Source organism: Vibrio sp. ED004 (assembly GCF_023206395.1).
Taxonomy (GTDB): Bacteria; Pseudomonadota; Gammaproteobacteria; order Enterobacterales; family Vibrionaceae; genus Vibrio.
Map to the genome: position 1 here is coordinate 1,328,515 of NZ_CP066149.1, position 26,934 is coordinate 1,355,448.

General features: G+C 44.8%; 21 protein-coding genes, 3 pseudogenes and 1 riboswitch. Of the genes and pseudogenes, 12 read left to right on the forward strand and 12 right to left on the reverse strand.

Annotation, left to right across the window (positions count from 1 at the left end; genetic code table 11):
• The first annotated feature begins 118 nt into the window (after positions 1-118).
• Positions 119-1,311: pseudogene (locus ITG10_RS05865) on the forward strand (ISL3 family transposase).
• Between the two features lie 35 nt (positions 1,312-1,346).
• Here ITG10_RS05865 and pmbA read toward each other — a convergent pair.
• A complete protein-coding gene (pmbA, locus tag ITG10_RS05870; RefSeq protein WP_017633410.1) occupies positions 1,347-2,690 on the reverse strand; it encodes a metalloprotease PmbA in 1,344 nt (447 codons plus the stop codon).
• Between the two features lie 118 nt (positions 2,691-2,808).
• Between pmbA and yjgA the strand changes: the two genes are divergently transcribed.
• A complete protein-coding gene (gene yjgA, locus ITG10_RS05875; protein ID WP_017069408.1) occupies positions 2,809-3,333 on the forward strand; it encodes a ribosome biogenesis factor YjgA in 525 nt (174 codons plus the stop codon).
• Between the two features lie 107 nt (positions 3,334-3,440).
• Here yjgA and thiQ read toward each other — a convergent pair whose 3' ends face one another.
• From thiQ to mpl, 5 genes are all read right to left on the reverse strand, one after another.
• Entirely contained in the window at positions 3,441-4,145 is a 705-nt protein-coding gene (gene thiQ / locus ITG10_RS05880) for a thiamine ABC transporter ATP-binding protein (RefSeq protein ID WP_017633409.1), read from the reverse strand.
• A gap of 10 nt (positions 4,146-4,155) precedes the next feature.
• Positions 4,156-5,751 (reverse strand): thiamine/thiamine pyrophosphate ABC transporter permease ThiP, encoded by a 1,596-nt coding sequence (thiP, locus tag ITG10_RS05885; RefSeq protein ID WP_017633408.1) that lies wholly within the window; start codon positions 5,749-5,751, stop codon positions 4,156-4,158.
• Positions 5,752-5,835: 84 nt separating this feature from the next.
• Positions 5,836-6,828 (reverse strand): thiamine ABC transporter substrate binding subunit, encoded by a 993-nt coding sequence (gene thiB, locus ITG10_RS05890; protein ID WP_017633407.1) that lies wholly within the window; start codon positions 6,826-6,828, stop codon positions 5,836-5,838.
• Between the two features lie 53 nt (positions 6,829-6,881).
• Positions 6,882-7,001: riboswitch (TPP riboswitch) on the reverse strand.
• A 43-nt stretch (positions 7,002-7,044) separates the two neighbouring features.
• A complete protein-coding gene (locus ITG10_RS05895) occupies positions 7,045-7,668 on the reverse strand; it encodes a flavin prenyltransferase UbiX (protein ID WP_017633406.1) in 624 nt (207 codons plus the stop codon).
• Positions 7,669-7,701: 33 nt separating this feature from the next.
• Positions 7,702-9,060: a UDP-N-acetylmuramate:L-alanyl-gamma-D-glutamyl-meso-diaminopimelate ligase gene (mpl, locus tag ITG10_RS05900; RefSeq protein ID WP_017633405.1), complete on the reverse strand. Its 1,359-nt coding sequence runs from the start codon at positions 9,058-9,060 to the stop codon at positions 7,702-7,704.
• Positions 9,061-9,330: 270 nt separating this feature from the next.
• Here mpl and fbp point away from each other — a divergent pair, with 270 nt between their 5' ends.
• The gene (gene fbp / locus ITG10_RS05905) at positions 9,331-10,341 is read left to right on the forward strand and encodes a class 1 fructose-bisphosphatase (protein WP_017633404.1); all 1,011 of its coding nucleotides are present in this window, start codon (positions 9,331-9,333) and stop codon (positions 10,339-10,341) included.
• A gap of 41 nt (positions 10,342-10,382) precedes the next feature.
• On the opposite strand, the pseudogene ITG10_RS05910 reads toward fbp, so the two are convergent.
• Both ITG10_RS05910 and ITG10_RS05915 read right to left on the reverse strand, forming a co-directional pair.
• A pseudogene (locus tag ITG10_RS05910) lies at positions 10,383-11,575 on the reverse strand (ISL3 family transposase).
• 173 nt (positions 11,576-11,748) lie between these two features.
• Entirely contained in the window at positions 11,749-11,949 is a 201-nt protein-coding gene (locus ITG10_RS05915) for a DUF1107 family protein (protein WP_017632273.1), read from the reverse strand.
• A gap of 252 nt (positions 11,950-12,201) precedes the next feature.
• Between ITG10_RS05915 and ITG10_RS05920 the strand changes: the two genes are divergently transcribed.
• From ITG10_RS05920 to ITG10_RS05950, 7 genes are all read left to right on the forward strand, one after another.
• Entirely contained in the window at positions 12,202-12,753 is a 552-nt protein-coding gene (locus ITG10_RS05920; RefSeq protein WP_017632272.1) for a YtfJ family protein, read from the forward strand.
• Positions 12,754-12,843: 90 nt separating this feature from the next.
• Positions 12,844-13,134, forward strand: coding sequence for a DUF2607 family protein (locus ITG10_RS05925; protein WP_017632271.1), 291 nt, complete (start codon positions 12,844-12,846; stop codon positions 13,132-13,134).
• A gap of 42 nt (positions 13,135-13,176) precedes the next feature.
• Complete coding sequence (locus ITG10_RS05930) at positions 13,177-13,992, forward strand: DUF2796 domain-containing protein (RefSeq protein ID WP_248386747.1); 816 nt, start codon at positions 13,177-13,179, stop codon at positions 13,990-13,992.
• A gap of 140 nt (positions 13,993-14,132) precedes the next feature.
• A complete protein-coding gene (locus ITG10_RS05935; RefSeq protein ID WP_017632268.1) occupies positions 14,133-14,849 on the forward strand; it encodes an ABC transporter ATP-binding protein in 717 nt (238 codons plus the stop codon).
• The gene (locus tag ITG10_RS05940) at positions 14,846-16,105 is read left to right on the forward strand and encodes an FtsX-like permease family protein (RefSeq protein ID WP_017632267.1); all 1,260 of its coding nucleotides are present in this window, start codon (positions 14,846-14,848) and stop codon (positions 16,103-16,105) included. The genes ITG10_RS05935 and ITG10_RS05940 overlap by 4 nt, the downstream gene beginning before the upstream one ends.
• Positions 16,106-16,119: 14 nt before the next feature.
• A complete protein-coding gene (locus ITG10_RS05945) occupies positions 16,120-16,635 on the forward strand; it encodes a DUF3299 domain-containing protein (RefSeq protein WP_017632266.1) in 516 nt (171 codons plus the stop codon).
• 431 nt (positions 16,636-17,066) lie between these two features.
• Positions 17,067-17,975 carry a TIGR03899 family protein gene (locus ITG10_RS05950; protein WP_017632265.1) on the forward strand — a complete coding sequence of 303 codons (909 nt, stop codon included), beginning with the start codon at positions 17,067-17,069 and terminating at the stop codon, positions 17,973-17,975.
• Between the two features lie 164 nt (positions 17,976-18,139).
• Here ITG10_RS05950 and cysC read toward each other — a convergent pair whose 3' ends face one another.
• The 4 genes from cysC to cysD form a co-directional block, all read right to left on the reverse strand.
• Positions 18,140-18,760 carry an adenylyl-sulfate kinase gene (cysC, locus tag ITG10_RS05955; protein WP_017632264.1) on the reverse strand — a complete coding sequence of 207 codons (621 nt, stop codon included), beginning with the start codon at positions 18,758-18,760 and terminating at the stop codon, positions 18,140-18,142.
• A 24-nt stretch (positions 18,761-18,784) separates the two neighbouring features.
• Positions 18,785-20,509, reverse strand: coding sequence for an SLC13 family permease (locus ITG10_RS05960; protein ID WP_017632263.1), 1,725 nt, complete (start codon positions 20,507-20,509; stop codon positions 18,785-18,787).
• 65 nt (positions 20,510-20,574) lie between these two features.
• Positions 20,575-22,005: a sulfate adenylyltransferase subunit CysN gene (cysN, locus tag ITG10_RS05965; RefSeq protein ID WP_048662155.1), complete on the reverse strand. Its 1,431-nt coding sequence runs from the start codon at positions 22,003-22,005 to the stop codon at positions 20,575-20,577.
• 18 nt (positions 22,006-22,023) lie between these two features.
• The gene (gene cysD / locus ITG10_RS05970; RefSeq protein ID WP_258166798.1) at positions 22,024-22,968 is read right to left on the reverse strand and encodes a sulfate adenylyltransferase subunit CysD; all 945 of its coding nucleotides are present in this window, start codon (positions 22,966-22,968) and stop codon (positions 22,024-22,026) included.
• Between the two features lie 414 nt (positions 22,969-23,382).
• On the opposite strand from cysD, the gene ITG10_RS05975 reads away from it, so the two are divergent.
• Both ITG10_RS05975 and ITG10_RS05980 read left to right on the forward strand, forming a co-directional pair.
• A complete protein-coding gene (locus ITG10_RS05975) occupies positions 23,383-25,359 on the forward strand; it encodes a bifunctional 2',3'-cyclic-nucleotide 2'-phosphodiesterase/3'-nucleotidase (protein WP_017632956.1) in 1,977 nt (658 codons plus the stop codon).
• 162 nt (positions 25,360-25,521) lie between these two features.
• Positions 25,522-26,715, forward strand: a pseudogene (locus tag ITG10_RS05980) (ISL3 family transposase).
• Positions 26,716-26,934 lie beyond the last annotated feature (219 nt).

Below are 26,934 nucleotides of genomic sequence, written 5' to 3' on the forward strand. Positions count from 1 at the left end.
TGTAGATGCTGGCTTTTTTAAGGTTCATCGCGGATTAGCGGGAACTAAAAACAAAAAAACGGTAGTAAGTGATATGGTTTAGTCGCCAAACAAAAATCATACACAAACTACCGTTTTCATGCCGAATCATACTTTCCTATCTTCATTCTGGGAAGGCTTTAAAATAGTAAAGTCTCACCAGACAGCATCACTTGTTACACTAACTCTTAAACCTAATTCTGAGGCTAAATGCCTTTGCGGTCTTGAAGCTGAGGCTATCCATGAGTATCAATGGCGTCATGTGAAAGAGGCCATGTTGTTCAATGTTCCTGTTGAGCTTTCCGTTCAAACTCGAAGGATCAAGTGTCGTGACTGCGGCATAAAAACAGAGTTTCTATCTTGGTTAGAGCCTTATGCTCGTATAACGACGCGTCTAAAAAGCTATATAGAACAACTACTGCCTCTTCTTCCCATTAAGCATATCTCCCAGTTAACGAGCGTTCATTGGCACACCATTAAAGAGATAGATAAACGTCGACTTCGCCAAGTGGTACCGTCAGTGAAATGGGAAGGGCTAAGGCAACTCGTCATGGACGGTTCGCCATCTTTAAAGGGCACCGATATGCCACAGTCATCGCTGATGCTAAGACTCACCAAGTCATTTGGATAGGGTTAGGTCGTAGCCGCAAGGACATACGACCGTTTTTCGAGCAGTTAGGCAAGCATGGTAACAATATCGAAGCGGTCGCAATGGACATGAATACGGCTTTTGACCTTGAAGTTCAAGCGCACTGCCCGAATGCAAAAATCGTTTACGACTTATTCCATGTTGTTGCTAAGTTCGGTCGTGAGGTGATGGATAGAGTCAGAGTCGACCAAGCTAACAAACTCAAGCAGGATAAAAAAGCGAGGCAATGGGTGAAGCGCTCACGCTGGGTACTGCTGAAAAACAGAGGTAATTTAAATGCACGACAAGATAGCTATCTTACTGAAATATTGAATATCAATAAGGACTTGATGGCCACTTATATACTCGGCTCACAACTCAAAGAGCTTTGGTACTGTAAATCAGAAGCACATGCTAAGGGGCTCTGGGAGGTATGGTGGGCACAAGTGCAAGAGAGTGGAATTAAGCCATTGAAAGAGTTTGCACGAAAACTGAGGCCTTATCTTCACGGTATTATTGCATCGGCAACTTATCCGCTCAACACCTGCACATTGGAAGGGATAAACAACAAAATAAAGTTAATCAAGCGAATGGGGTATGGATATCGAGATACAGACTACTTCTTCTTGAAGATAAAAGCGGCTTTCCCCGGAAAGCCGCGATGAACCTTTTTTAATTCATCAGATTCGCTTTAATTGAATTACTCGCCCGCGACTTTCATCGACTCAAGCAAGATAGAACCTGTTTGAATTTGAGAGCGCGTTTCAACATCGTTACCGACTGCAACGATCTGATTAAACATATCTTTTAGGTTACCCGCAATCGTCACTTCTGATACTGGGTATTGGATCTCTCCGTTCTCAACCCAGAAGCCTGCAGCGCCACGAGAGTAATCACCCGTTACTGTGTTTACGCCTTGCCCCATCACTTCAGTGACTAGGAAGCCAGTGCCCAACTCTTTTAGCATCTGCGCGAAGTTTTGACCGGTCGATTTAACGAACCAGTTATGAATACCACCAGCATGACCGGTTGGCGTCATATCCATCTTACGTGCGGCATAGCTCGTTAGTAGGTAAGTTGTTAACACACCGTCAGTGATGATTTCACGATCTTGAGTGAACACACCTTCGCTATCAAATGGGCTTGAAGCCAAACCACGTAGGATATGAGGACGCTCAGAGATATTGAACCAATCAGGTAGGATTTTCTGACCTAAATGATCTAATAAGAACGACGACTTGCGGTAAAGATTACCACCACTGATCGCCATCACTAGGTGACCGATAAGACCTGTCGCAACATCATTTGCGAACATGATTGGGTATTGGCCTGTTGGTAGCTTTTTCGCATCCAAACGGCTAATCGTCTTTTCTGCAGCTTCCTGACCTACACGCTCAGGCGTCCACAGCTCATCACGGTGACGTGCAACGGTGTAGCTGTAGTCACGTTCCATTTCACCATTAGCGCCTTGTCCAATCACGCAGCAGCTCGTGCTGTGGCGGCTTGAAGCGTAGCTTGCTAGTAAGCCATGACTGTTACCGTAAACCTTAACGCCATAGTGGCTGTCGTAGCTTGCGCCATCACTCTGTTTGATCTTGTCGCTGTAAGCTAACGCTTGCTTCTCAGCCGCAATCGCAATCTCAGCGGCATAGTCAGGATTGGGTTCATCAGGGTGGAAAAGATCCAAGTCTGGAATTTCTTTTACCATGTATTCTTTTGCTGCAGGACCTGCAAACGGGTCTTCAGATGTATATTGAGCGATATCAAGTGCGGCTGCTACCGTTTGAGCAATCGCCTTCTCACTCAGATCAGATGTAGATGCGCTGCCTTTTTTCTGGCCGCGATAAACAGTAATACCAAGTGCACCATCACTATTAAATTCAACGTTTTCCACTTCACACATGCGTGTTGAAACACTTAAACCCGTTGACTTAGTAATAGCAACTTCAGCGGCGTCGGCACTCACAGAGGCCATGTCCAACGCTTTTGCTACTGCGGCTTCTAGCTCAACTCTTTGCTGGGCGACTTGCTGTTTTACATCCATATCTATTCTAATTTTGTAGGTCAATATTACGTAGGATAACAAGAATTTCGCTTTCTCCCCAAGATTCTTGCTAAAATAGGCAATATATTCGTTTGAGATAGTGACATAGGCAGAAAAGATGGCTCGCAAAAACCAAAAAGCCCCATGGGAACCAGAAGAAGAAATCATCTGGGTAAGTAAGACAGAAATGAAAACCGACATGGAAGCGCTACAAAAACTGGGGGAAGAACTTGTTTCCCTAAAGCCTTCTGTATTAGACAAGTTTCCTCTGTCTGAAGATTTGGCACAAGCGATTAAAGATGCACAACGCTTTAAAAATGAAGCGAAGCGCCGTCAACTTCAATACATTGGCAAAGTAATGCGCAATGTTGATCCTGAGCCAATTCAAGCGGCTTTGGATAAAGTACGTAACAAGCACTCGCAAGCAACCGCTGAACTGCACAAGCTTGAGCAACTGCGTGATCGTGTTGTTGCTGAAGGCGATGCTGCCATTTCAGAGGTCATGGACATGTACCCTGAAGCAGACCGTCAGCGTCTTCGTCAGCTAGCTCGCCAAGCTAACAAAGAGAAATCAGCGAACAAGCCAGCAAAGGCTTCTCGTGAAATCTTCCAAATCTTAAAAGAGCTAAAGCTAGAAGACTAATCTTTGTCGCTTTAATCTGTAAGATAATAAAAGACCTAGCGCATGCTAGGTCTTTTTGTTTTCGCTGTACTCAATATCAAATCATATTCAATATTAAAACTAAGCCATCACTCACCTGCTTTCACAAACGAACTGAGTTCAGGTTGCGGGTGGTCAGCGGTAAGCATGGCGATCGAGTCTTCAACCAACACCTTACCTAATGCCACAAACACAAATTTATTCGCAATGCTGCGCGCATCTCCCAAATGGTGAGTCACCATCAAGACGGTAATGTTGCGCTCTGCTGCTAATCGTTTTACCAAACTCAGCATCTCTTCGCGTAGCAAAGGGTCAAGCGCAGAGAAAGGTTCATCAAGTAACCAAATATCGTGTGGTTGAACAAAACAACGCGCCAGTGCGACACGCTGACGTTGCCCACCAGATAGTTGTTCAGGCAGCCTATCTAAGTACTCCGCTACACCCACCTGCGCAGCCGCTTGCTCAACATCGAGCTTTTGGGTTGCGGTAAGCTTTAACCCCGGATGCAAACCTAATCCAATATTTTCACGCACCGTGAGGTGAGCAAATAGATTGTGTTCTTGGAACAACATCGCCAGCGGGCGTTGGTGCGCTTCTTTGCCAATCAATGATTGTCCTGCCACCGAGATCTCTCCCGATGTCGGCTCAATAAACCCAGCAACCAATGCAAGTAGCGTTGATTTACCCGCACCACTCGGCCCCATTAGAGCAACAATATCACCCTGCTCTGCTTGGAAATCAAAACTAAACAACTCTTGGTGATAGTGGTAATCCACATCTTTCATCACTAACATCATCGGTTCCTTAACTCTTTAGCTTTGAGCTTCGAGTAAACAAAAATTCAATCAAACTAAAGCTGCCCACACTCAGTAACAGCAAACTCACTGACACCACTGCCGCCGCTTCCATTTGATAGCTGCCTAACAATTGGAATAGATACAAAGGCAGAGTTCTAAAGTCTTGGCTACCAAATAAGGCAATTGCACTTAAGTCGCCCATCGCCAACATAAAACTGATTGAGAAAGCCTGCGCCATAGGTTTACGTAATGCACGCCACTCCACCAGCCTAAAGCGAGTGAATCCTGTCATTCCTAAGCTTGCACACACATACTGATACTGCTGAGAAAGATGCAGCATAGGCTGAGCCAAGGTTTTAATCACGTAAGGCAGCGCCATCAAACTGTTTACGGCAATCACGATAAAGAAAGCCAAGCTAAACACATCGGTAAACGAACGCAGTAATAAGAACAGACCTGTACTTATCACCAAGCCCGGCGTCACCAAAATAATAGTGCCAATCAGCTCAATCTTGTCCGCTCTAAAGTTCTTGTTCTGCAAACGCCATGCGCGACTGGTTAGAAGGATCGCGATACCAATACCAACGGCGATAATACTTGCAAGGGAAGCAACTCGAACCGAGGTCATTAATGCTGCCCAAAACGGCTCACTGCTCAGTACAGTGAGCGCCTGAGAGTTAATACCACTTAGAATAACCATGGCTAATGGCGGCAATACCAGTATTGAGACTATGATGATCCAAAAGCTATCCCAAGCTTTTGACCACCAGCTGTCCTTAACCAAATACTTCTCTTCCGACAGCTGGCTAGCCGTCACAGATATAGGCTTAGACAAACGCTGAATACTCACCGCTAATACGCCACACAGTAGCATTTGCCATATCGCGAGTAACGCGCCAGCCTGCAGATCAAAGTCGAATTTGATTGCTTGATAGATGGCTAGCTCAATGGTAGTTGATTTTGGACCACCACCCAACGCCATCACGGTAGCAAAGCTGGTGAAGCACAACATGAAGACCAAGCCACACACATGCGGTAATTGCTGTCTTAGCCTCGGCCATTCAACCCATTTAAATTTATTCCAATGACTCATGCCTAAGTGAGCACAGAGTTTATGCTGCTCGGCAGGCACAGTATCTAACGCTTGCAAAAGTAAACGGCTGGCATAAGGCAGATTAAAGAAAACGTGCGCCAACAAAATACCATTCAAGCCATAAATCGAGAATGGTAGCTCAATGTCGAAGTTCGCCAAGAACTTAGCTAACCAACCACTGTTGCCGTAAATCGCTAGCAAACCAAACACGCCGACTAACACAGGCAGAACCAAGGTCGACGCGAACAATCTTAATAACAAGGCTCGTCCAAAAAACTGTCTGCGGCACAGAGCGTGTGCAATAGGTATAGCAAAGCCAACACTCAGCACTGTTGAGAGTGTCGCCTGATAAAAGCTGAATTTCGTTACATGCCAATAGTAAGGATCTGACCATACTTGGCTGATATCAAGAGAAGGGGCATTGCTAAGCAATGCCCCAACTGCTGAAACCACGAAGGCGGTAATGAGTATCGCAACCCAGATCCCGACCTTAGGTGTTTTCTTTATCATAAATTGATTTTTTACCGTAAATGGTTCACTCCAAACATCACAAATGAACCTTTAAATACAGAAAGCTAGTTTTTTGAAAATAAGTTAAAAAGTAAGTGCACTCTGCCATTCACGAATCCAAGGCTTACGCTTCTCGGCGATCTCTTCAGAGCTAAAGCTCAACGCTGTCTGCGGTACTGTTAACTGCTCAAAGCCTTTTGGTAACTCAACATCTGTTACTGGGTACATCCAGTTACCTGTCGGCATCGCCGATTGGAACTCATCACTTAGGATAAACGCCATAAACTCATCAGCGAGCTTTTCGTTCTTACTGCCTTTAACCTTAGCAGCCACTTCCACCTGAGTGTAATGTCCTTCTTCGAAGCTCGCTGCTGCGTACTTAGAATCACTCTCTGCAATGATGTGATAAGCCGGAGAAGTTGTGTAAGACAGAACCAAGTCAGACTCACCTTCTAGAAACATAGAGTAAGCTTCAGACCAACCTTTGGTTACCGTAACGGTTTTCTGAGCTAGCTTCTTCCAAGCTGCCGTTGCTTCATCACCATAAACCGATTTCATCCATAACATCATGCCTTGTCCAGGTGTTGAAGTACGTGGATCTTGGTAGATAACCTTCAGATCATCACGCTGCTCAACCAGCTCTTTCAAACTCTTAGGCGGGTTTGTTAGTTTATCGGTGTTATATACAAAGGCAAAGTAACCAAAGTCATAAGGTACAAAGGTATTGTCATCCCAACCATTAGGCAGTGTTACTGATGAAGTATCAACCTTGTGCTCAGCCAATAAACCCGTCGCTTTCGCTTCAGCCATTAGGTTGTTATCTAGACCTAATACGATGTCAGCCTTGCTGTTACCGCCCTCAAGACGCAAGCGGTTAAGAATAGACACGCCATCTTCAAGCGCGACAAAATTCACATCACAACCACACTTCTCTTCAAATGCTTTTTCAACGGCAGGACGAGGGCCCCAATCCGCAGCAAAAGAGTCATAGGTGTATACACTCAAAGTGTTGTCTGCAGCGAAGGCAGAAAAAGAGATCGCTGTAGTAACAGCAAGGGTAGTTAATGTGAATTTCACTGGACGCTCTCCATGGTCTGAGCGGCACAGGTTTGAGGGAGGAGAACGGTAGAGGTTGTTCCTAACTCAATTCCTACGCCAGCATTATCTGGTTCAGGTTTACGGGTCCCAAGCGTGTGCTTGATCTCAGCTCGCATTCATTATTTGAATGGTTCGCTCCCCGATGAGTGTTCAGAATTGTAATTCGAATTTTAACAATAAGCTATCAAGTTTGGATCAATTACGTTGATCGTACCCCCAACGTGGCACTAAACCTTGCTCGATACCAAGATGGTCTAGAATGCGCGCCACCATAAAATCAACCAAGTCTTCGATCGATTTAGGTTGATGATAAAAACCCGGAGCTGCAGGCATGATCGTCACGCCCATGGTTGAGAGTTTATGCATGTTCTCTAGGTGCAACGTAGAAAATGGCGTCTCACGAACCACCAATAACAGCTGACCTCGCTCTTTCATAACTACGTCTGCTGCTCGCTCTATCAAGTTATCCGATAAGCCATGAGCAATTGAAGCCAAGCTACCCGCAGAACACGGACACACCACCATCTGCTTCGGTGCAGCTGAACCAGAGGCAACTGGTGAGAACCAGTCATCCTTGCCACACACCACCAGCTTTTCTGGATCACAGCCAAGATGCTTAACCAAAGCTTGTTTCGCCGCTTCCGGTCCAGCAGGTAACTTAAGTTCATGCTCTGTCGCTAAGACTACTCGCGCAGCCGACGATATCAGTAAATACACCTGATAATCGGCTGCTAATAAGCATTCGAGTAAACGCAGTCCATAAGGCGCACCAGATGCGCCAGTGAAAGCAAGAGTTATCGCTTTATCGTGTTTTGTCATGTTCTCAGTTACTTCAAATTATAAGGTCTTGGGTTAACCTTTAAGGGCTAACGCATCCAACAATTTCTGGTGAATACCACCAAAGCCACCATTACTCATTACCAAAATTTGGTCACCCGCTTGTGCCTCTGAGACAATTTTAGCAACGAATGCATCCATGTCATCACTGACGTGTGCAGGTTGATGACAAGCATCCGCGACATCCTGTACAGACCAATCAATGTTATCTGGTTGGAATAAGTAGGTAGAATCCGCTTGCTTGAGCGAATCAGCCAAGGTTTCTTTGTGCACACCGCGTTTCATGGTGGCTGAACGAGGCTCTAAAACGGCAATGATTTTTTTCGTGTCGACCTTATTACGTAAACCACCGAGCGTAAGTTCAATCGCGGTTGGGTGATGTGCAAAATCATCATAAACAGATACACTAGCCACCTCACCTTTAAACTCCAAACGGCGCTTGGTGTTGATGAAAGTCGCCAGCGATTCACACGCTAAATCCGGTGTTACACCCACATGTCTTGCCGCCGCAATCGCCATTAAGGCGTTGTTAACGTTGTGGTCGCCGACTAAATCCCAATCTACCGTACCAACACATTCGCCTTGGAAGTAAACCTCAAACTTAGAGCCGTCTTTAACTAGCTTCTTGGCATCCCAATCACCGAGTTCACCGCTCGACTCAGTCTCACTCCAGCAACCGCGAGATAGAACATCTTGAATAGCCGTGTCTTGCTTCGGTGAGAAAATGCGACCATTGCTTGGCACGGTACGCACTAAATGATGGAACTGACGCTTGATCGCTTCAAGATCATCGAAGATGTCAGCATGATCGAATTCAAGGTTATTCATGACCAAGGTTCTTGGATGGTAATGAACGAACTTAGAGCGTTTATCGAAAAAAGCACTGTCGTATTCGTCAGCTTCCACAACGAAGAACATGCTTTCGCCCAGACGAGCTGAGATACCAAAGTTACCCAATACACCACCTACAAGGAAGCCTGGTGCGTAACCGCAATCTTCAAGGACCCATGCCAGCATGCTCGATGTTGTTGTCTTGCCATGCGTGCCCGATACCGCCAAAACCCAACGATCATGTAATAAGAACTCTTGCAACCACTGCGGGCCAGATGTGTATCTAAGGTTGTTATCCAATACATACTCAACACACGGATTACCACGGCTCATCGCATTACCGATGACCACAAGGTCTGGCCTTGGTTCTAATTGGCTAGGGTCGAACCCTTCAATAATTTCAATCCCTTGAGACTCCAATAAGGTGCTCATTGGCGGGTAAACATTCGCGTCACTACCGGTAACCTTGTGACCTAATTGACGAGCCAATACCGCAGCACCACCCATGAAGGTGCCACAAATTCCTAAGATATGAATATGCATAAATTGCTTCCAAACGCTTGGCTAAATGAACCATGTCTAAATCAAACTACTTGCACTCATTATCATTAAATGACGATTAAAAGCGAGCGGCAATGCAAAACAAATTGAGTCGACATAGTAAGTGAGATCTGTGTCGCTTAGTTCATTACCATTAAAAAGATCTAACCTTTAGAATTTAGGTAAGCGTCTAGATGAATAAAGCCCACTCAAGAGGCCGAATCTACAGTGCTCAAATCCCCCCTAATATTGAGAGAAGTTTAAGGAAATAACATGTCTGAGATGCGCACCCTTGGTGAGTTCATTGTTGAGAAACAGAGTGACTTCCCCCATGCAAGCGGTGATCTATCATCCCTTTTGTCGTCTATTCGACTTGCTGCAAAAATTGTTAACCGTGAGATCAACAAGGCCGGCCTAGTCGACATCACTGGCGCTGTTGGTACAGACAACGTGCAAGGTGAAGAACAGCAAAAGCTAGACCTTTACGCGAACGACAAATTTAAAGCGGCTCTTGAAGCTCGTGACCAAGTTTGTGGTGTAGCAAGTGAAGAGGAAGACGAAGCAGTCGCGTTCAACAAAGAGCTCAACAAAAACGCAAAATACGTTGTTCTGATGGATCCACTTGATGGTTCTTCAAACATCGATGTGAATGTATCTGTTGGTACAATTTTCTCTATCTACCGTCGTGTGTCTCCTATCGGAACGCCACCGACACAAGAAGATTTCCTACAGCCAGGACACAAGCAAGTAGCCGCGGGTTACGTGATTTACGGTTCTTCAACCATGCTTGTATACACAACAGGTGCTGGCGTAAACGGCTTCACCTACGACCCATCACTGGGTACCTTCTGCCTATCTCATGAAAACATGATGATTCCAGATGAAGGCAAGATTTACTCAATCAACGAAGGCAACTACATCCGCTTCCCTACGGGTGTGAAAAAGTACATCAAGTACTGCCAAGAGAATGAGCCAAGCGACAACCGTCCTTACACATCACGTTACATCGGTTCTCTAGTATCAGATTTCCACCGTAACCTGCTGAAAGGAGGCATCTACTTGTACCCAAGCACACAAAGCCACCCGCAAGGTAAACTGCGTCTGCTTTACGAATGCAACCCTATTGCTTTCCTTATGGAGCAAGCGGGCGGTATCGCTTCAGACGGTGCTCAACGTATCATGGACATCAAACCAACTGAGCTGCACCAACGTGTACCTTTCTTCGTTGGTTCAACAAACATGGTTCGCAAAGTAGAAGAGTTTCTTGAGCTGAACCCAGAGTAACCCTCTCGCTTCATTCTCAAATAAATACCATTAAAAAAGGTTCATCGCGGCTTTCCGGGGAAAGCCGCTTTTATCTTCAAGAAGAAGTAGTCTGTATCTCGATATCCATACCCCATTCGCTTGATTAACTTTATTTTGTTGTTTATCCCTTCCAATGTGCAGGTGTTGAGCGGATAAGTTGCCGATGCAATAATACCGTGAAGATAAGGCCTCAGTTTTCGTGCAAACTCTTTCAATGGCTTAATTCCACTCTCTTGCACTTGTGCCCACCATACCTCCCAGAGCCCCTTAGCATGTGCTTCTGATTTACAGTACCAAAGCTCTTTGAGTTGTGAGCCGAGTATATAAGTGGCCATCAAGTCCTTATTGATATTCAATATTTCAGTAAGATAGCTATCTTGTCGTGCATTTAAATTACCTCTGTTTTTCAGCAGTACCCAGCGTGAGCGCTTCACCCATTGCCTCGCTTTTTATCCTGCTTGAGTTTGTTAGCTTGGTCGACTCTGACTCTATCCATCACCTCACGACCGAACTTAGCAACAACATGGAATAAGTCGTAAACGATTTTTGCATTCGGGCAGTGCGCTTGAACTTCAAGGTCAAAAGCCGTATTCATGTCCATTGCGACCGCTTCGATATTGTTACCATGCTTGCCTAACTGCTCGAAAAACGGTCGTATGTCCTTGCGGCTACGACCTAACCCTATCCAAATGACTTGGTGAGTCTTAGCATCAGCGATGACTGTGGCATATCGGTGCCCTTTAAAGATGGCGAACTCGTCCATGACGAGTTGCCTTAGCCCTTCCCATTTCACTGACGGTACCACTTGGCGAAGTCGACGTTTATCTATCTCTTTAATGGTGTGCCAATGAACGCTCGTTAACTGGGAGATATGCTTAATGGGAAGAAGAGGCAGTAGTTGTTCTATATAGCTTTTTAGACGCGTCGTTATACGAGCATAAGGCTCTAACCAAGATAGAAACTCTGTTTTTATGCCGCAGTCACGACACTTGATCCTTCGAGTTTGAACGGAAAGCTCAACAGGAACATTGAACAACATGGCCTCTTTCACATGACGCCATTGATACTCATGGATAGCCTCAGCTTCAAGACCGCAAAGGCATTTAGCCTCAGAATTAGGTTTAAGAGTTAGTGTAACAAGTGATGCTGTCTGGTGAGACTTTACTATTTTAAAGCCTTCCCAGAATGAAGATAGGAAAGTATGATTCGGCATGAAAACGGTAGTTTGTGTATGATTTTTGTTTGGCGACTAAACCATATCACTTACTACCGTTTTTTTTGTTTTTAGTTCCCGCTAATCCGCGATGAACCTTAAAAAAGGGCTTCCATTAGGAAGCCCTTTTCGTTGTTAATCTATTTGAAGCAGGACCAATCAATAAAGCTCAGTTACATCGGCAGAGCAGCAATCGTGCCGTTCACTTCTTTAAAAATAGTAAGCTTTTGTTTGTCAGACACTTCAGGAAGAAGCACCTTGCCGTGGTCGAAGCGAAACTCTCCAACACCTTCGATGGCAAACTGGCCCTTGAACAGGACTTTAACGAAACGCGCCACCTGATGTGGGCGGTAAGTAGAAAATTTTCTTAACATAATACAACCTCAATTCCATTTGAGTACTACAGTCACGCACCTGAACACCACCGTATTCAAAGCACATTTAATCGCTAATTCCTTTAGCAAACAGCAAGATAATCTATTGTTCATCTCGATATTGATGCATTATACCTTTTGATAACAAGTCTGCAACTTATTTCTACATCGTACGATAAAAAAGTTAAAGAGGCATTTTTCAAATTTCATATTATACTTCCAGTGCAAACCAATAAGCGGAACAAAAATATAATGAAAAACAAAACTCTACTGGCTTTTCTAGCCGCAGCCTCTCCACTCTTCGCCAATGCTCACAATCTATCTGTAGGTTCAACTCTGCCTGCTGTCGATGTTAGCAACTATGGTGAAATCGTTCTAAACGACGGCAATACCGGATATCAAGCTTGGGCAACCAGCAATCTCCTAGGTAAAGTGCGCGTCGTTCAAGCTATCGCCGGTCGTAGCAGCTCTAAAGAGCTAAACGCACCACTGATGGCAGCCATTACAGCATCGAAGTTCTCAGAAGACAGCTACCAAACCACCACTATCATCAACCAAGATGATGCTATCTGGGGTACGGGTTCTTTTGTTAAATCGTCAGCAGAAAGCAGCAAAGAAGAATTTCCATGGTCTTCTATGGTGTTAGACGAAGATGGCACCGTTGCTTCATCTTGGGCTCTGAAAGAAGAGAGCTCGGCGATCATCGTTCAGGACAAACAAGGAAAAATCTTGTTTGTTAAAGAAGGTGCGCTTAACGAATCCGAGGTCACGCAAGTCATTGAATTGATTAAAGCGAGTCTTTAATCAGATATTCACCTCTTTTTCGAGACCTTATCAAAGGATATTGTTATATTGTAACAGTATCCTTTTTTAATTCTGTGGTTAATCATCCTCATGTGGCAAGACACACCCAACAATGTGAAACGCAAAACAGGCTTCTTGCTTGGGCTGATGCTCATGTTAAGCGTGTTAGCTGCAACACACATGGTGGACATTGACCCAGAGCACCATACTTCGCATCACTGTGAGCTGTTTTCAATAAATCAGTTCATTACGGCACACTCACTACCACAAGTTCCAGAGTTTCATTCAGAGTTTACTGTCGTTATCACAGAGTCAGTAACCTCACTACAGCGCCTCTATTTCGCCTATCTAGCGCGCTCTCCTCCTGTCAAAAACACTTAATTACCACTACTTTTTAATTAACCTTTATTCAGGAAACAAAACATGAAACCTTCTATTTTAGCCGTTGTTATCGGCATGACTGTCTCTACTAATGTTCTAGCAAACGAAGAATTCCGCTCTCATGGTGCGCACGTACATGGTCAAGTTGAAGTAAACATCGCTCAAGATGGACAAGAACTGCTTGTTGAAGTAACAGCACCAGGTGCCGATGTGGTTGGCTTTGAACATGCTCCAGAAACTGCTGAGCAAAAGAAAGTGTTTGAGCAAGCTATCGCACAACTGAACAAGCCAGACGAACTGTTTAGCTTTAACAATGCGAGCTGTACTCTGAAATTTAAATCAGTAACTAACACGCTAGAAGGCGATCATGATGATCATGAAGGCCATGATCATGAAGGCCATGACCACGCTGAACACGGTCATGATGACCACGAAGGCCATGACCATGCTGAACACGATCATGACGACCACAAAGACCATGACCATGCTGAACACGATCATGACGACCACGAAGGCCATGACCACGCTGAGCACGATCATGACGACCACAAAGACCATGACCATGCTGAGCATGCTCATGATGACCACAAAGACCATGACCACGCTGAACACGATCATGACGACCACGAAGGTCACGATCACCACGACCATGAAGGCCATGATCACTCAGAAGGTGGCCACGGTGAGTTCACTGTTGAGTACCACTATGAATGTTCAGATGTTGCTAAGCTAGACACAGTTAGCACTCAGTGGTTCTCTAAGTTCAGCAACACTGAAAAAATGACGGTGAACCTACTAACAGACACAGCTCAAGTGCAAGAAGTACTTAACGCAGAGCGTATTAGTTTCCGATTCTAATCACTCCTAGATCGGATTAAACGTAAATAAGCAGCCAAGTAAGTACCTACTTACTTGGCTGTTCAAATCGGTGTGCTCTAGGGAATTTATGCTTCTAATTGCTGTCCAGTAGATACACCGCTTTAATTATTGGAGCTCGCATGTCTTCTGACAGTTCATCACTTGTGGTCAAACTCGAAAATATTAGCTTTCGTTGGAAGCCTGAATTACCACCAACACTAGAGATCCCTTCTCTGCATATCCAAGCTCAAGAGCACCTTTTCATAAAAGGGCCAAGTGGTTGTGGCAAATCTACATTGCTAGGGCTGCTGACTGGAATCAACCAAGCCGAGCAAGGTGAAGTCTCTATCTTAGGCCAAGACCTGACTCAGCTTACACCTCGTCAAAGAGACAAATTCAGAGCCGACCATATAGGTTATATCTTCCAACAATTTAACCTGCTTCCTTACCTATCAGTCATCGACAACGTGACGCTACCTTGCCAGTTCTCAACTATTCGCAAGCAACAAGTCACAGAGAGTAAGAACAGCCTGCAAGCCACTGCTCAAGATTTATTGTTACGACTAAAGCTGCCTCAAGCCCTAATGGATAAACCTGTTACTGAGCTAAGTATTGGCCAACAACAACGTGTCGCCGCAGCCCGAGCCCTCATCGGCCAGCCTAAAATTATCATTGCAGATGAACCAACATCCGCATTGGATCATGACAACCGAGAAGCCTTTATCGAACTGTTGCTAGAACAAGCCAATCAAGCTGGTTCTACTCTTATCTTTGTAAGTCACGATCCAACACTCGAAAAATTGTTCACTCGAACCATAGATTTAAAAACCGTTAACCAAGCTAAGGTTGTCGTATGAAAGTAATTACTCACTTAGCCTTAAAAAGCGTACTCAATCGTAAAGCCACCGCTATTCTAACCATTCTTACCGTGGCGGTGTCTGTCATTCTATTGCTCGGTGTTGAGCGCGTGAGAACCGAAGCTAAGAGCAGCTTTGCGAATACCATTTCAGGTACTGACCTGATCGTCGGTGGCCGTTCTGGCCAGGTAAACCTTCTGCTCTACTCTGTATTTCGAATCGGTAATGCGACCAACAATATCGACTGGAAAAGCTATCAAGAATTTAGCCAACATAATGCAGTAAAGTGGGCGATCCCTATCTCACTAGGCGACTCTCACAAAGGCTTCCGCGTGATGGGTACCAACCATAGCTACTTTGAAAACTATCGCTATGGAAGTAAGCAATTACTTACTTTCCAACAAGGTAAAGAGTTTGAAGAGTTGTTTGATGTAGTGATTGGTGCCGATGTCGCGAAGAAACTGGATTACACGATAGGTGACCAAATCATTCTTGCACACGGTATCAGTGATGTAGCGTTCAGCCGTCACGATAATCTGCCCTTCAAGATCGTTGGAATACTGGCACCAACCGGAACGCCGGTAGACAAAACCGTACACGTATCACTAGAAGCAATCGAAGCGATTCACGTGGGTTGGGAGTCGGGTGCTAACCTAGGCCACACGCCAGATGCCGAAACCTTAAAGACCTACGATTTCCAACCTCAGCAAATCACCGCAATGATGCTTGGGCTGAACTCGAAGATTCAAACCTTCGCACTGCAGAGAGAAATCAATAACTACCGTCAAGAACCGTTGAGCGCAATTATGCCGGGCATTGCTCTGCATGAATTATGGGGCATGATGGCCGTGGCAGAACAAGCATTGTTGATTGTTTCAGGGTTTGTTGTGGTCGCCGGTTTACTGGGGATGTTAAGTAGTCTATTAACGAGCTTGCAAGAAAGACGTCGCGAGATGGCTATCCTGCGTGCGATGGGGGCAAGACCTCGTCATGTGTTTGGTCTATTGATTAGTGAAGCCAGTGCCCTGACCTTCTTAGGCATCACATTGGGCGTTGCCGTGTTGTTTGCTCTGATCGCAGCAGTTGCTCCTATTGTGCAACAAAGTTATGGTATCAACATATCGATATCCGCAATCACACCGCATGAGTGGAAACTGCTTATGTTGGTACAAGTTGCCGGAATCATTATCGGCTTTATTCCCGCTTTCAGGGCTTACCGTCAGTCATTATCTGATGGCATGACTATTCGAATCTAAAACAGGAACCTACGATGCAACGCAAATTCCTACTGATACTTGGGCTACTTATGTTCCCATTTATCAGCACAGCTCACGCTGACACCACTCAGAATGAGGAATCGGTATTAACACTCGAATGGATTGATTTAATTCCAGAATCAGAGCGCGCTCAATTAGATTCGTTTGGTATGCCGATGGTAGACCACAACAGCATGGAAAAACCTCAGCAATCGACACTTGGTGCGGTTCGCCCAGAGTTAAACGGCAGCAAGGTTAAGATCCCAGGCTTTGTGATTCCATTGGAAGGCGATGAGAACATGATCACTGAGTTTCTGTTGGTGCCATACTTTGGCGCATGTATCCACGTGCCGCCACCGCCACCAAACCAGATTATCTACGTGAAGTTCCCGCAAGGTGCACCCATTCAGCAACTATGGGATGTGATCTATTTGGTCGGTACGCTGAAAACAGAATCGATCAGTCACGACTTAGCTCAGACTGGTTATCTTATTGAAGGTACTGCGATAGAAGAATATGACGACATGTAGTCATTAGAGGGGGGGCTCAAGGATGAGCTGCCGTCACTGAATAAAAGATATTATTCAATAACAGTTTAATAACGATATTGTTTGACTAGATTACGCGATGTAATTAGACAAATAAGCTAGAACAGCTACGTAAGTAGCGAGTAATAACCCTATGCTAAGCTGTTTCTTCAGCTTGTTATCATTGACTTGATTCATAACTCCTCCTTGAGAATTACAACAAATTTAACATTTTATTATCATTAGCAAAAGTAAAATTTTGTTGAAGTCTTCAACTCTGCACGCAAAATCTAGCCACCAATCAGATAAAGAGTTACATTTTAGACAGTTATATCAATCACAGTATTTAAGAATTCAGAAATGGCGTTTCAACAAGCTAGGGCGAGCAATGAATAACTACGATTGGTATTGAGCCACATCCTAACGGTACTCTTATGTCAGAAACCAAACAGCCAGTGATCATTGAGCATGCTAGCGACACACAGCACAAGCATGAGAAAAAGCCTCATATTGCCGACAGTGCAAGTCGAATGCTGCACATTGCCCAAAGCTTCGGTTTAGATTCCTTAATCAGTCACAGCGAGGAAGCGAACGATAAAGCCGCTAGCACACTGATTGAGAGAGCGTTATTGCGAGAGAACAAACGCAAGGAATTACGCCAAAAGAACTTAGAGCAGATTCTGAAACTGGCGCACTCTTCATGTAAAGATGAAGCGGCTGGAGATCCAGATCAGGACTGGCTGTACCGCTTTTTCGATATGGCGCAAGAGATCCATAATACCTCGATGCAAAGACTATGGGCTCAAGTGCTGAAAAGAGAAGTCACCAATCCAGGCTCGACTTCGATGAAGGCACTGCAAATCTTGAAAGATATGACGCCAAAGGAAGCACTGACTTTACAAAGAGCGGCTTCATTGGGCTGCAGTTTTGGTAGTGATAACAGCAGGAAACTATTACTTGGTTTTAAATCTCACGCAGGGCTATTCAGCTTTGGTAAAAGAGACACCACCAACACTATCAACCTTGGTGGGCATAACCTGCCCTACTCTAGCCTGCTTCATTTAATTGAACTTGGGATTATCCTTGGCACAGAGTTAGAGTCTGGTGAGATTGATTTCGACCCAGCACTGCACCTAACCTATCAAGGTAAAAGCATGTCACTGGCGCCAATATCCAAAGGGGTTAAGCTGGTTTATTACCGATTCAGTCCAACAGGCAACGAACTGTGTACCTTACTTGGCAACAAACCCAACATGCAGTATTACGACCAATTGATTGCACTATTGAGCCAGAAATTCACGGTTCAGACAGAAGTGAAAAGCAGTGTGAACTACACCGTCTAGATAATAGAGCCTAGTAAATAGACGGTGTAAAAAGTGAAGAGTATTGAGTGAAATAAAGAGAATCTAGAAGATAGGTTTCTTGTCTCGGTAATCCAAGGTTGCCCTATTTATCCGTTGGCAATAAACAGATAAATAACTGAGCAGCCTTAGTCATACCAACGATCTCAATTGGCTAAAATATTACGCTTCTCTAAAGCATCAATACACAGTTCAACCAACTCATCGAGTGTCTTCTCACCCGCCGGTAGATCTATCTCTGGATTCTGCGGCGCCTCGTAAGCTGAGCTAATACCAGTGAAATTCGGGATTTCTCCAGCACGTGCTTTCTTATACAAACCTTTAGGGTCACGCTGTTCGCACACTTCTAATGGCGTATTCACAAACACCTCAAGAAACTCACCTTCCGGCATTAAATCACGTACCAACTGTCTTTCTGCTTGGTGCGGAGAAATAAACGCTGACAACACGATCAAGCCTGCATCCGCCATCAATTTAGCGAGCTCACCGATACGACGAATATTCTCTCTACGGTCTTGCTCTGAAAAGCCAAGGTCGCTACATAAGCCATGACGCACATTGTCACCATCCAATAAGTAAGTATGGTAACCAAGCTGTGCCAAGCGATTTTCTAATGCTCCAGCGACTGTCGACTTCCCAGAACCAGACAACCCCGTGAACCAGAGCACAGCTGGTTTTTGTGATTTCAGATTAGAGCGAAATGCTTTATCAATCGAGTGTTGATGCCACACAACATTCTCATCTTTTGGTTTGAGTACTGCGGTCATAATTAGTCCTTTAAATAAACAGCATTAAAATGGGAAAAAGTAAGGAATTAGGGTCAGCACCAAGCCCGAGTAAACAATCGAGATTGGGATACCGATACGTAGATAATCCGTGAGATGGTAATTACCTACGCTATAAACAAGTAAGTTGGTTTGGTAGCCGTATGGCGAAATGAAGCTAGCACTCGCACCAAACAAAACCGCCATGATGAACGGCATTGGATCAACGCCATAACCTACCGCCATGCTGTAGCCGATAGGAAATGACAGCGCTGCAGCCGCATTATTGGTAACCAGTTCAGTCAGAACCAAGGTCATGAAATAAGTCGCGACTAATGCCCCGAACACACCCCAACCATTAAAGGCTTCCATGAACATCAGTCCCATGCGCTCAGACAAGCCCGATGAAATCATCAGTTGAGCAATAGACAGGGCTGAACCAACAATCACCACAATATCAACCGGAAAACGGCGACGAAGCTCACCAAGCTGCACCACACCAAATGCCACCAGCAATAGTAAGAAGCCTGCGAGCCCTTTGATAATAGGTACGACATCAACAAGCGCTAAACCAATCACGCTAGCAAAACCCAATAACACTAATGTCGATTTGTCAGCATCAAGCTTGGCACTAGAATCCAAGTCATTCATCAACACGAACTCTTTATTGTGTTGCTGGCGCTGCTCTTCAAAACGTTTACCGGGTACCAAAATCAAGGTGTCACCAGCAGTCAGTGTGATATTTCCAAGACCACCTTCAAGGCGTTCATGACCACGACGAATCGCAACCACAACGGCATCAAAACGGTCTCTAAACTGGCTGGTTTTCAATGTTTTATTACAGAAGCTTGCTGACGAACTCACCACCACTTCAACAAAGCTCTGACCGTTCAAATGGTGCTGGCCGAACAGGGTTAATCCTTGGATTTCTTGCAGTGTTGCAACACTCTCTACATCACCACAAAACAACAGTCGGTCACGAGCTTGCAGTATAAAGTCAGGGTCAATCGACGCGGTTGTTTTACCGTCGCGAATTACTTCCGCTAAGAACAATTTTCTCAAAGCTCTTAGGTTGTTCTCACTGACACTGCGGCCAACTAACGGCGAACCTGGCTCAACTCTGGCTTCTAAGAAGTAAGGCAAATCGTCTTGAGATCCATCATCGTAGCTGGGTAGAAAGTAGCTAAGAGGAATAAGGATCAACACACCGCCGACCAAAACCGCTAAACCGATCAAAGTGGGTGTGAAAAAGTTTAAGCTCGGCAGTCCAGCATCTTCAACAAAACTATTGATGATCAAGTTGGTTGAGGTGCCGATCAATGTCAGTGTTCCACCAAGAATTGCGGCGTATGACAAAGGAATAAGTAACTTAGATGGCGCGTGTTGTTGATTACGTTTGATCGCCCCGATCAAAGAGACAACCACCGCCGTATTATTAGTAAAAGAAGAAAGTAGCGCTGTGGAAATACCCAACTTAGCAACCACTGTGCCTAGCCTGCCTTCAGAGATATTGCGGCTAACCCAGCTGATTAAACGAGTTTTCTCCAACGCACTTGATGCGAGGATCAGAAGAATTAAAGTCAGTAACGAGGAGTTAGTGAAGTTATTAGCTAGGCTCGACAGATCGATCATCCCGCCCATAAAAGCAATGAACGCCGCGCCAGCAAAGATAAAGCTTGGCTTAATACGGGTAACGAGCAGGCAAGTAATGATGCCGAGCAAAATCGCTAATACAAATCCTTGTTGCCACATATACCCGTCCTTTATGGCGGAAACGGTCGGTTTCCGCCTAATTCAATAAGCTGTTACTTGGTCGTTTATGACTTCAGTAGTTGGCTTAAATCTTTGGCATCCCAATGAGGGAAGTGCTTACGAACCAATGCGTTGAACTCAAGTTCAAATGCAGAGAAGTTACCGACTTGCTGTTCAACAGAGTCCAAACGGTCTCGAATCAAACCCGCGCCAACCGTTACATTAGTTAGACGGTCGATCACGATGAAGCCACCGGTATCGGCACTTTCACGGTATTTATCCAGCGCGACAGTCTCGTTCAATGACCATTCACACAAGCCAATGCCATTCAGTGGCAACTCATCAACAGCGTGAGTCGACAGGTTGTTGATGTCGTACTGGTGACGAACGGTTTCAACCTGACCGACGGTTTTCTTGCCTGCGATCTTGATGTCGTAAGCTTTACCCGGTTGCAGTGGTTGCTCGGTCATCCACACGATGTCAGCCAATACGTGGTTAGTCGATTCAATCTGAGCGTTCTCCAACACAATCAAATCACCACGACTGATGTCGATCTCATCTTCAAGGGTCAGTGTTACCGCCAAGCCCGCTTGCGCAGATTCCAAATCACCATCAAAGGTCACGATGCGTGCAACCTTAGACGTTTTTCCTGATGGCAGAGCCTTGATTTCATCACCAACACTCACACGGCCAGAAGCGACTGTGCCTGCAAAGCCACGGAAATCTAAGTTTGGGCGATTCACATACTGCACTGGGAAACGGAATTCACCCGCAGAACGTTTTTGGTCAATGTCGACGTTCTCTAACACTTCTAGTAGAGATGGGCCTTCGAACCATGCAAGCTCTTTACTTGGTGCAGCAACGTTAATGCCTTCAAGTGCCGAAACCGGCAAGATCTGAATGTTAGTTTCGCCTTCTAGGTTTTCAGCAAACTCTAGGTATTCATCACGAATCTCTTCAAAACGATCTTGTGAATATTCCACGAGATCCATCTTGTTAACTGCAACGATGAAATGCTTCAAACCAAGTAGGTTAGAAATAAACGAGTGACGACGCGTTTGATCCAGAACGCCCTTACGAGCATCAATCAAGATCACTGCCAGATCACACGTTGAAGCGCCTGTTGCCATGTTGCGCGTGTACTGCTCATGTCCTGGGGTATCAGCAATAATGAATTTACGTTTTTGCGTCGAGAAGTAGCGGTAAGCTACATCGATCGTGATGCCTTGCTCACGCTCAGCCTGCAAGCCATCAACAAGCAGTGCCAAGTCAGGCTTCTCACCTGTCGTACCTACTCGTTGGCTATCCGAGTGAACTGCTGCTAGCTGATCTTCATAAATCTGTTTTGTATCATGGAGTAAGCGACCGATTAACGTACTTTTACCGTCATCTACTGAGCCACAAGTTAAAAATCTAAGCATAGATTTATGCTGATGCTGACTTAGATAACCTTCAATCCCTAGTTCAGCCAATTCGGCTTCTACTGCACTATTCATTTTTCTTTCCTTAGATTCTTAGAAATAACCTTGGCGCTTTTTCAGCTCCATTGAGCCCGACTGGTCATGGTCAATCGCTCGACCTTGACGCTCACTAGACGTCGCCACCAGCATCTCTTCAATAATGCCTGTTAGCGTATTCGCCTCAGATTCAACCGCTCCGGTTAGTGGGTAACAGCCTAAAGTACGAAAACGAACGCTTTTCTCTTCAATCACTTCACCTTCTTGCAGTTCCATACGGTCATCATCAACCATGATCAGCATGCCATCACGCTCAACAACTGGACGCTTGTCTGAAAGGTAAAGTGGAACAATATCGATGCTCTCTAGATAGATGTATTGCCAAATATCCAGCTCAGTCCAGTTTGATAAAGGGAATACACGGATGCTTTCGCCCTTGTTAACCTGACCGTTATAAGTGTGCCAAAGCTCTGGACGCTGGTTCTTTGGATCCCACGTGTGGTTCTTATCACGGAAAGAGTAAACGCGCTCTTTCGCTCGAGATTTTTCTTCATCACGACGGGCGCCACCAAAGGCTGCATCGAACCCATACTTATTTAACGCCTGCTTAAGACCCTGAGTTTTCATGATGTCTGTGTGCTTAGAAGAACCGTGCACAAATGGGCTACAACCCATCGCTAGACCTTCAGGGTTCTTATGTACCAAAAGGTCAAAACCATACTTCTTGGCTGTGCGGTCACGGAACTCAATCATCTCGCGGAATTTCCAATCCGTATCAACGTGTAGCAGTGGAAATGGAATCTTGCCTGGGTAAAACGCTTTGCGAGCTAAATGAAGCATCACAGAAGAATCTTTACCGATGGAGTACATCATTACTGGGTTATCAAACTCAGCCGCTACTTCACGGATAATATGAATACTTTCCGCTTCTAGCTGTTTTAGGTGGGTTAAACGTTCTTGGTCCATTTCAGTGCTTCCTTTAAGGCTCGCGTTACGAGCAATTCATTACTTGGTCTTGCCAAGCAAGGGATTTAACTCATCCACTTAAGTGAATGGGAGTATTGGCACTAGAAGAAAACAGAAGCTTCGTTTTGAGCTATCCTTGCTATTCATCTGCCTGATACGTCCTTGATATAGGCATTATGACGAGCCTCTCATATTACTGGAAATTCTAAAATTTCATTTTTTATTCGAAAAGCTGATAAGGGATTAAATTTATAGATAAGCAGGTGAAATGAATGGACTAATCTTATCGATTTCAATTGTGCATTGATTGAGCAGGTTTGGGAGGCGTCTTGCAGAACACCATAAAGTAATCGATCTAAGTCACGAATTAACATTCGTTGTAATCATTGTTTCATTCCATTTTGTTACATTACGCAACGAATTTTCTACTATCCACTTTGGAGCTACAAAATGAAAGTTGCAATGAAACCTTTATCATTGGCTGTACTTGCAGGTCTTGGTCTGACTCTAGCAGGCTGCACAACAACACCAGATACCGATGAAGTGATTAAACTGCGTGTCGTAGAGACAACGGACATCCATACCAACCTAATGGATTACGACTACTACAAAGACAAGCCATCGAAAAAAATCGGCTTAGCACGTACTGCAACTTTAGTAAAAGAAGCTCAAAACGAAGTAACAAACAGCGTATTAGTTGATAACGGTGACTTGCTACAGGGTAGCCCAATGGGTGACTACATGGCAGACAAAGGCATCGTTGCAGGTGAAGTTCACCCTGCATACAAAGCAATGAACCAACTAAGTTACGATGCAGCAAACATCGGTAACCACGAATTCAACTACGGTCTTGAGTTCCTAGAAGAGTCTATCAACGACGCTGATTTCCCATACATCAGTGCTAACGTTTACGACGCAAAAACGAAAGAACATTACTTCACGCCTTACATCATCAAGACGCACACTTTTGAGGATACAGCAGGCGTAGAGCATGAGATCAAAGTGGGTTACATCGGTTTCGTTCCACCACAAATCATGACGTGGGATAAGAAGAACCTTGAAGGCAAAGTTACTGCTCGCGACATCATTGAAACTGCGAACGAGTTAGTGCCTCAAATGAAGGCTGAAGGTGCAGACGTTATCGTTGCAATCCCTCACTCTGGCGTATCTCAAGACCCATACAAAGCTGGCGAAGAAAACTCTACGCTTTACCTTTCTGAAGTAGAAGGCATTGATGCTATCGCATTCGGTCACTCTCACGCAGTATTCCCAGGTAAAGGCTTCGACAATATCCAAGGCGTTGACAACGAAAACGGCACCATGAACGGTGTTGCGGCAGTCATGCCAGGTCGTTGGGGTAGCCACGTAGGTGTTATGGACCTAACACTTGCACAAAAAGACGGTAAGTGGGAAGTGGTTAAAGGCCAATCTGAAGCTCGCCCTATCTACGACAAGATCGAGAAGAAGTCGCTTGCTGCAGCTGATGAAGGCATCGTAACTGCACTAGAAAAAGACCACGCAGGTACTCGTGAGTTTGTTAACCAGCCAATTGGTAAAGCAGACGATGTGATGTACAGCTTCCTGTCTCTAGTACAAGACGATCCAACAGTACAGATTGTTAACCTTGCACAGAAAGATTACGTTGAGCAATTCATCCAAGGTGACCCAGACCTAGATGGTACGCCAGTACTTTCAGCAGCTGCACCATTCAAAGCGGGCGGTCGTAAGAATGACCCTGCAAACTTCACTGAAGTTGAATCTGGTCAACTGACATTCCGTAACGCAGCTGACTTGTACCTATACCCGAACACGCTAGTTGCGATGAAGGTAACAGGTCACGAAGTAAAAGAGTGGCTAGAGTGTTCTGCTGGTCAATTCAACCAGATCGACGTGAACTCAACTGCACCACAACAGCTGATCGAGTGGGATAACTTCCGTACTTACAACTTCGATGTTATCGACGGTGTTGATTACCAAATCGACGTAACTCAGCCTGCGAAATACGATGCAAACTGTAAAGTGGTTAACCCTGACTCACAGCGTATTGTTGGTCTAACTTACCAAGGTAAGCCAATCGACATGAAGCAAGACTTCCTGATCGCGACCAACAACTACCGTGCATACAGTGCTAAATTCCCAGGTACAGGTGAAGACTTCATCGCATTTGATGCACCAGATGAGAACCGTACTGTACTTGCAAACTACATCTCTCGCGTAAGCAAAGAGCAAGGTCAAGTGAGCCCAACAGCTGACAACAACTGGTCATTCGCACCAATCAAAACGGATAAAAAGCTAGATATCCGCTTTGAAACGTCACCAAGTGAGAAAGCGGCACAGTTCATCAAAGAAAAGGGTCAATACCCAATGAAACGTGTTGCGACTGACGATGTGGGTTTCGGCGTTTACCAAATTGACCTAACTAAATAGATTACTCTAGTAATCAATAGTTAACCTTCTAAAAGGCTGAGTTTAACGACTCAGCCTTTTTCTTGGTTCATCGCGGATTAGCGGGAACTAAAAACAAAAAAAACGGTAGTAAGTGATATGGTTTAGTCGCCAAACAAAAATCATACACAAACTACCGTTTTCATGCCGAATCATACTTTCCTATCTTCATTCTGGGAAGGCTTTAAAATAGTAAAGTCTCACCAGACAGCATCACTTGTTACACTAACTCTTAAACCTAATTCTGAGGCTAAATGCCTTTGCGGTCTTGAAGCTGAGGCTATCCATGAGTATCAATGGCGTCATGTGAAAGAGGCCATGTTGTTCAATGTTCCTGTTGAGCTTTCCGTTCAAACTCGAAGGATCAAGTGTCGTGACTGCGGCATAAAAACAGAGTTTCTATCTTGGTTAGAGCCTTATGCTCGTATAACGACGCGTCTAAAAAGCTATATAGAACAACTACTGCCTCTTCTTCCCATTAAGCATATCTCCCAGTTAACGAGCGTTCATTGGCACACCATTAAAGAGATAGATAAACGTCGACTTCGCCAAGTGGTACCGTCAGTGAAATGGGAAGGGCTAAGGCAACTCGTCATGGACGAGTTTCGCCATCTTTAAAGGGCACCGATATGCCACAGTCATCGCTGATGCTAAGACTCACCAAGTCATTTGGATAGGGTTAGGTCGTAGCCGCAAGGACATACGACCGTTTTCGAGCAGTTAGGCAAGCATGGTAACAATATCGAAGCGGTCGCAATGGACATGAATACGGCTTTTGACCTTGAAGTTCAAGCGCACTGCCCGAATGCAAAAATCGTTTACGACTTATTCCATGTTGTTGCTAAGTTCGGTCGTGAGGTGATGGATAGAGTCAGAGTCGACCAAGCTAACAAACTCAAGCAGGATAAAAAAGCGAGGCAATGGGTGAAGCGCTCACGCTGGGTACTGCTGAAAAACAGAGGTAATTTAAATGCACGACAAGATAGCTATCTTACTGAAATATTGAATATCAATAAGGACTTGATGGCCACTTATATACTCGGCTCACAACTCAAAGAGCTTTGGTACTGTAAATCAGAAGCACATGCTAAGGGGCTCTGGGAGGTATGGTGGGCACAAGTGCAAGAGAGTGGAATTAAGCCATTGAAAGAGTTTGCACGAAAACTGAGGCCTTATCTTCACGGTATTATTGCATCGGCAACTTATCCGCTCAACACCTGCACATTGGAAGGGATAAACAACAAAATAAAGTTAATCAAGCGAATGGGGTATGGATATCGAGATACAGACTACTTCTTCTTGAAGATAAAAGCGGCTTTCCCCGGAAAGCCGCGATGAACCTTTTTCTTTTCTTATCTAAATTATCAGTTTAAAACCTTAGCTTTCGAACCTTAAACACCTGCTCCTTCTTCATCTAAATCGCACATGTCAAATCATCTATTGAATCCAATCAACGTAAAAAAGCAGCAATTCGCTGTAAGTTTTTCTCAGCTCCTCCTGTCTATTTAATTTACTACACTCAATGAATGGCCGATAGGCCATTCATCTATAGGATAG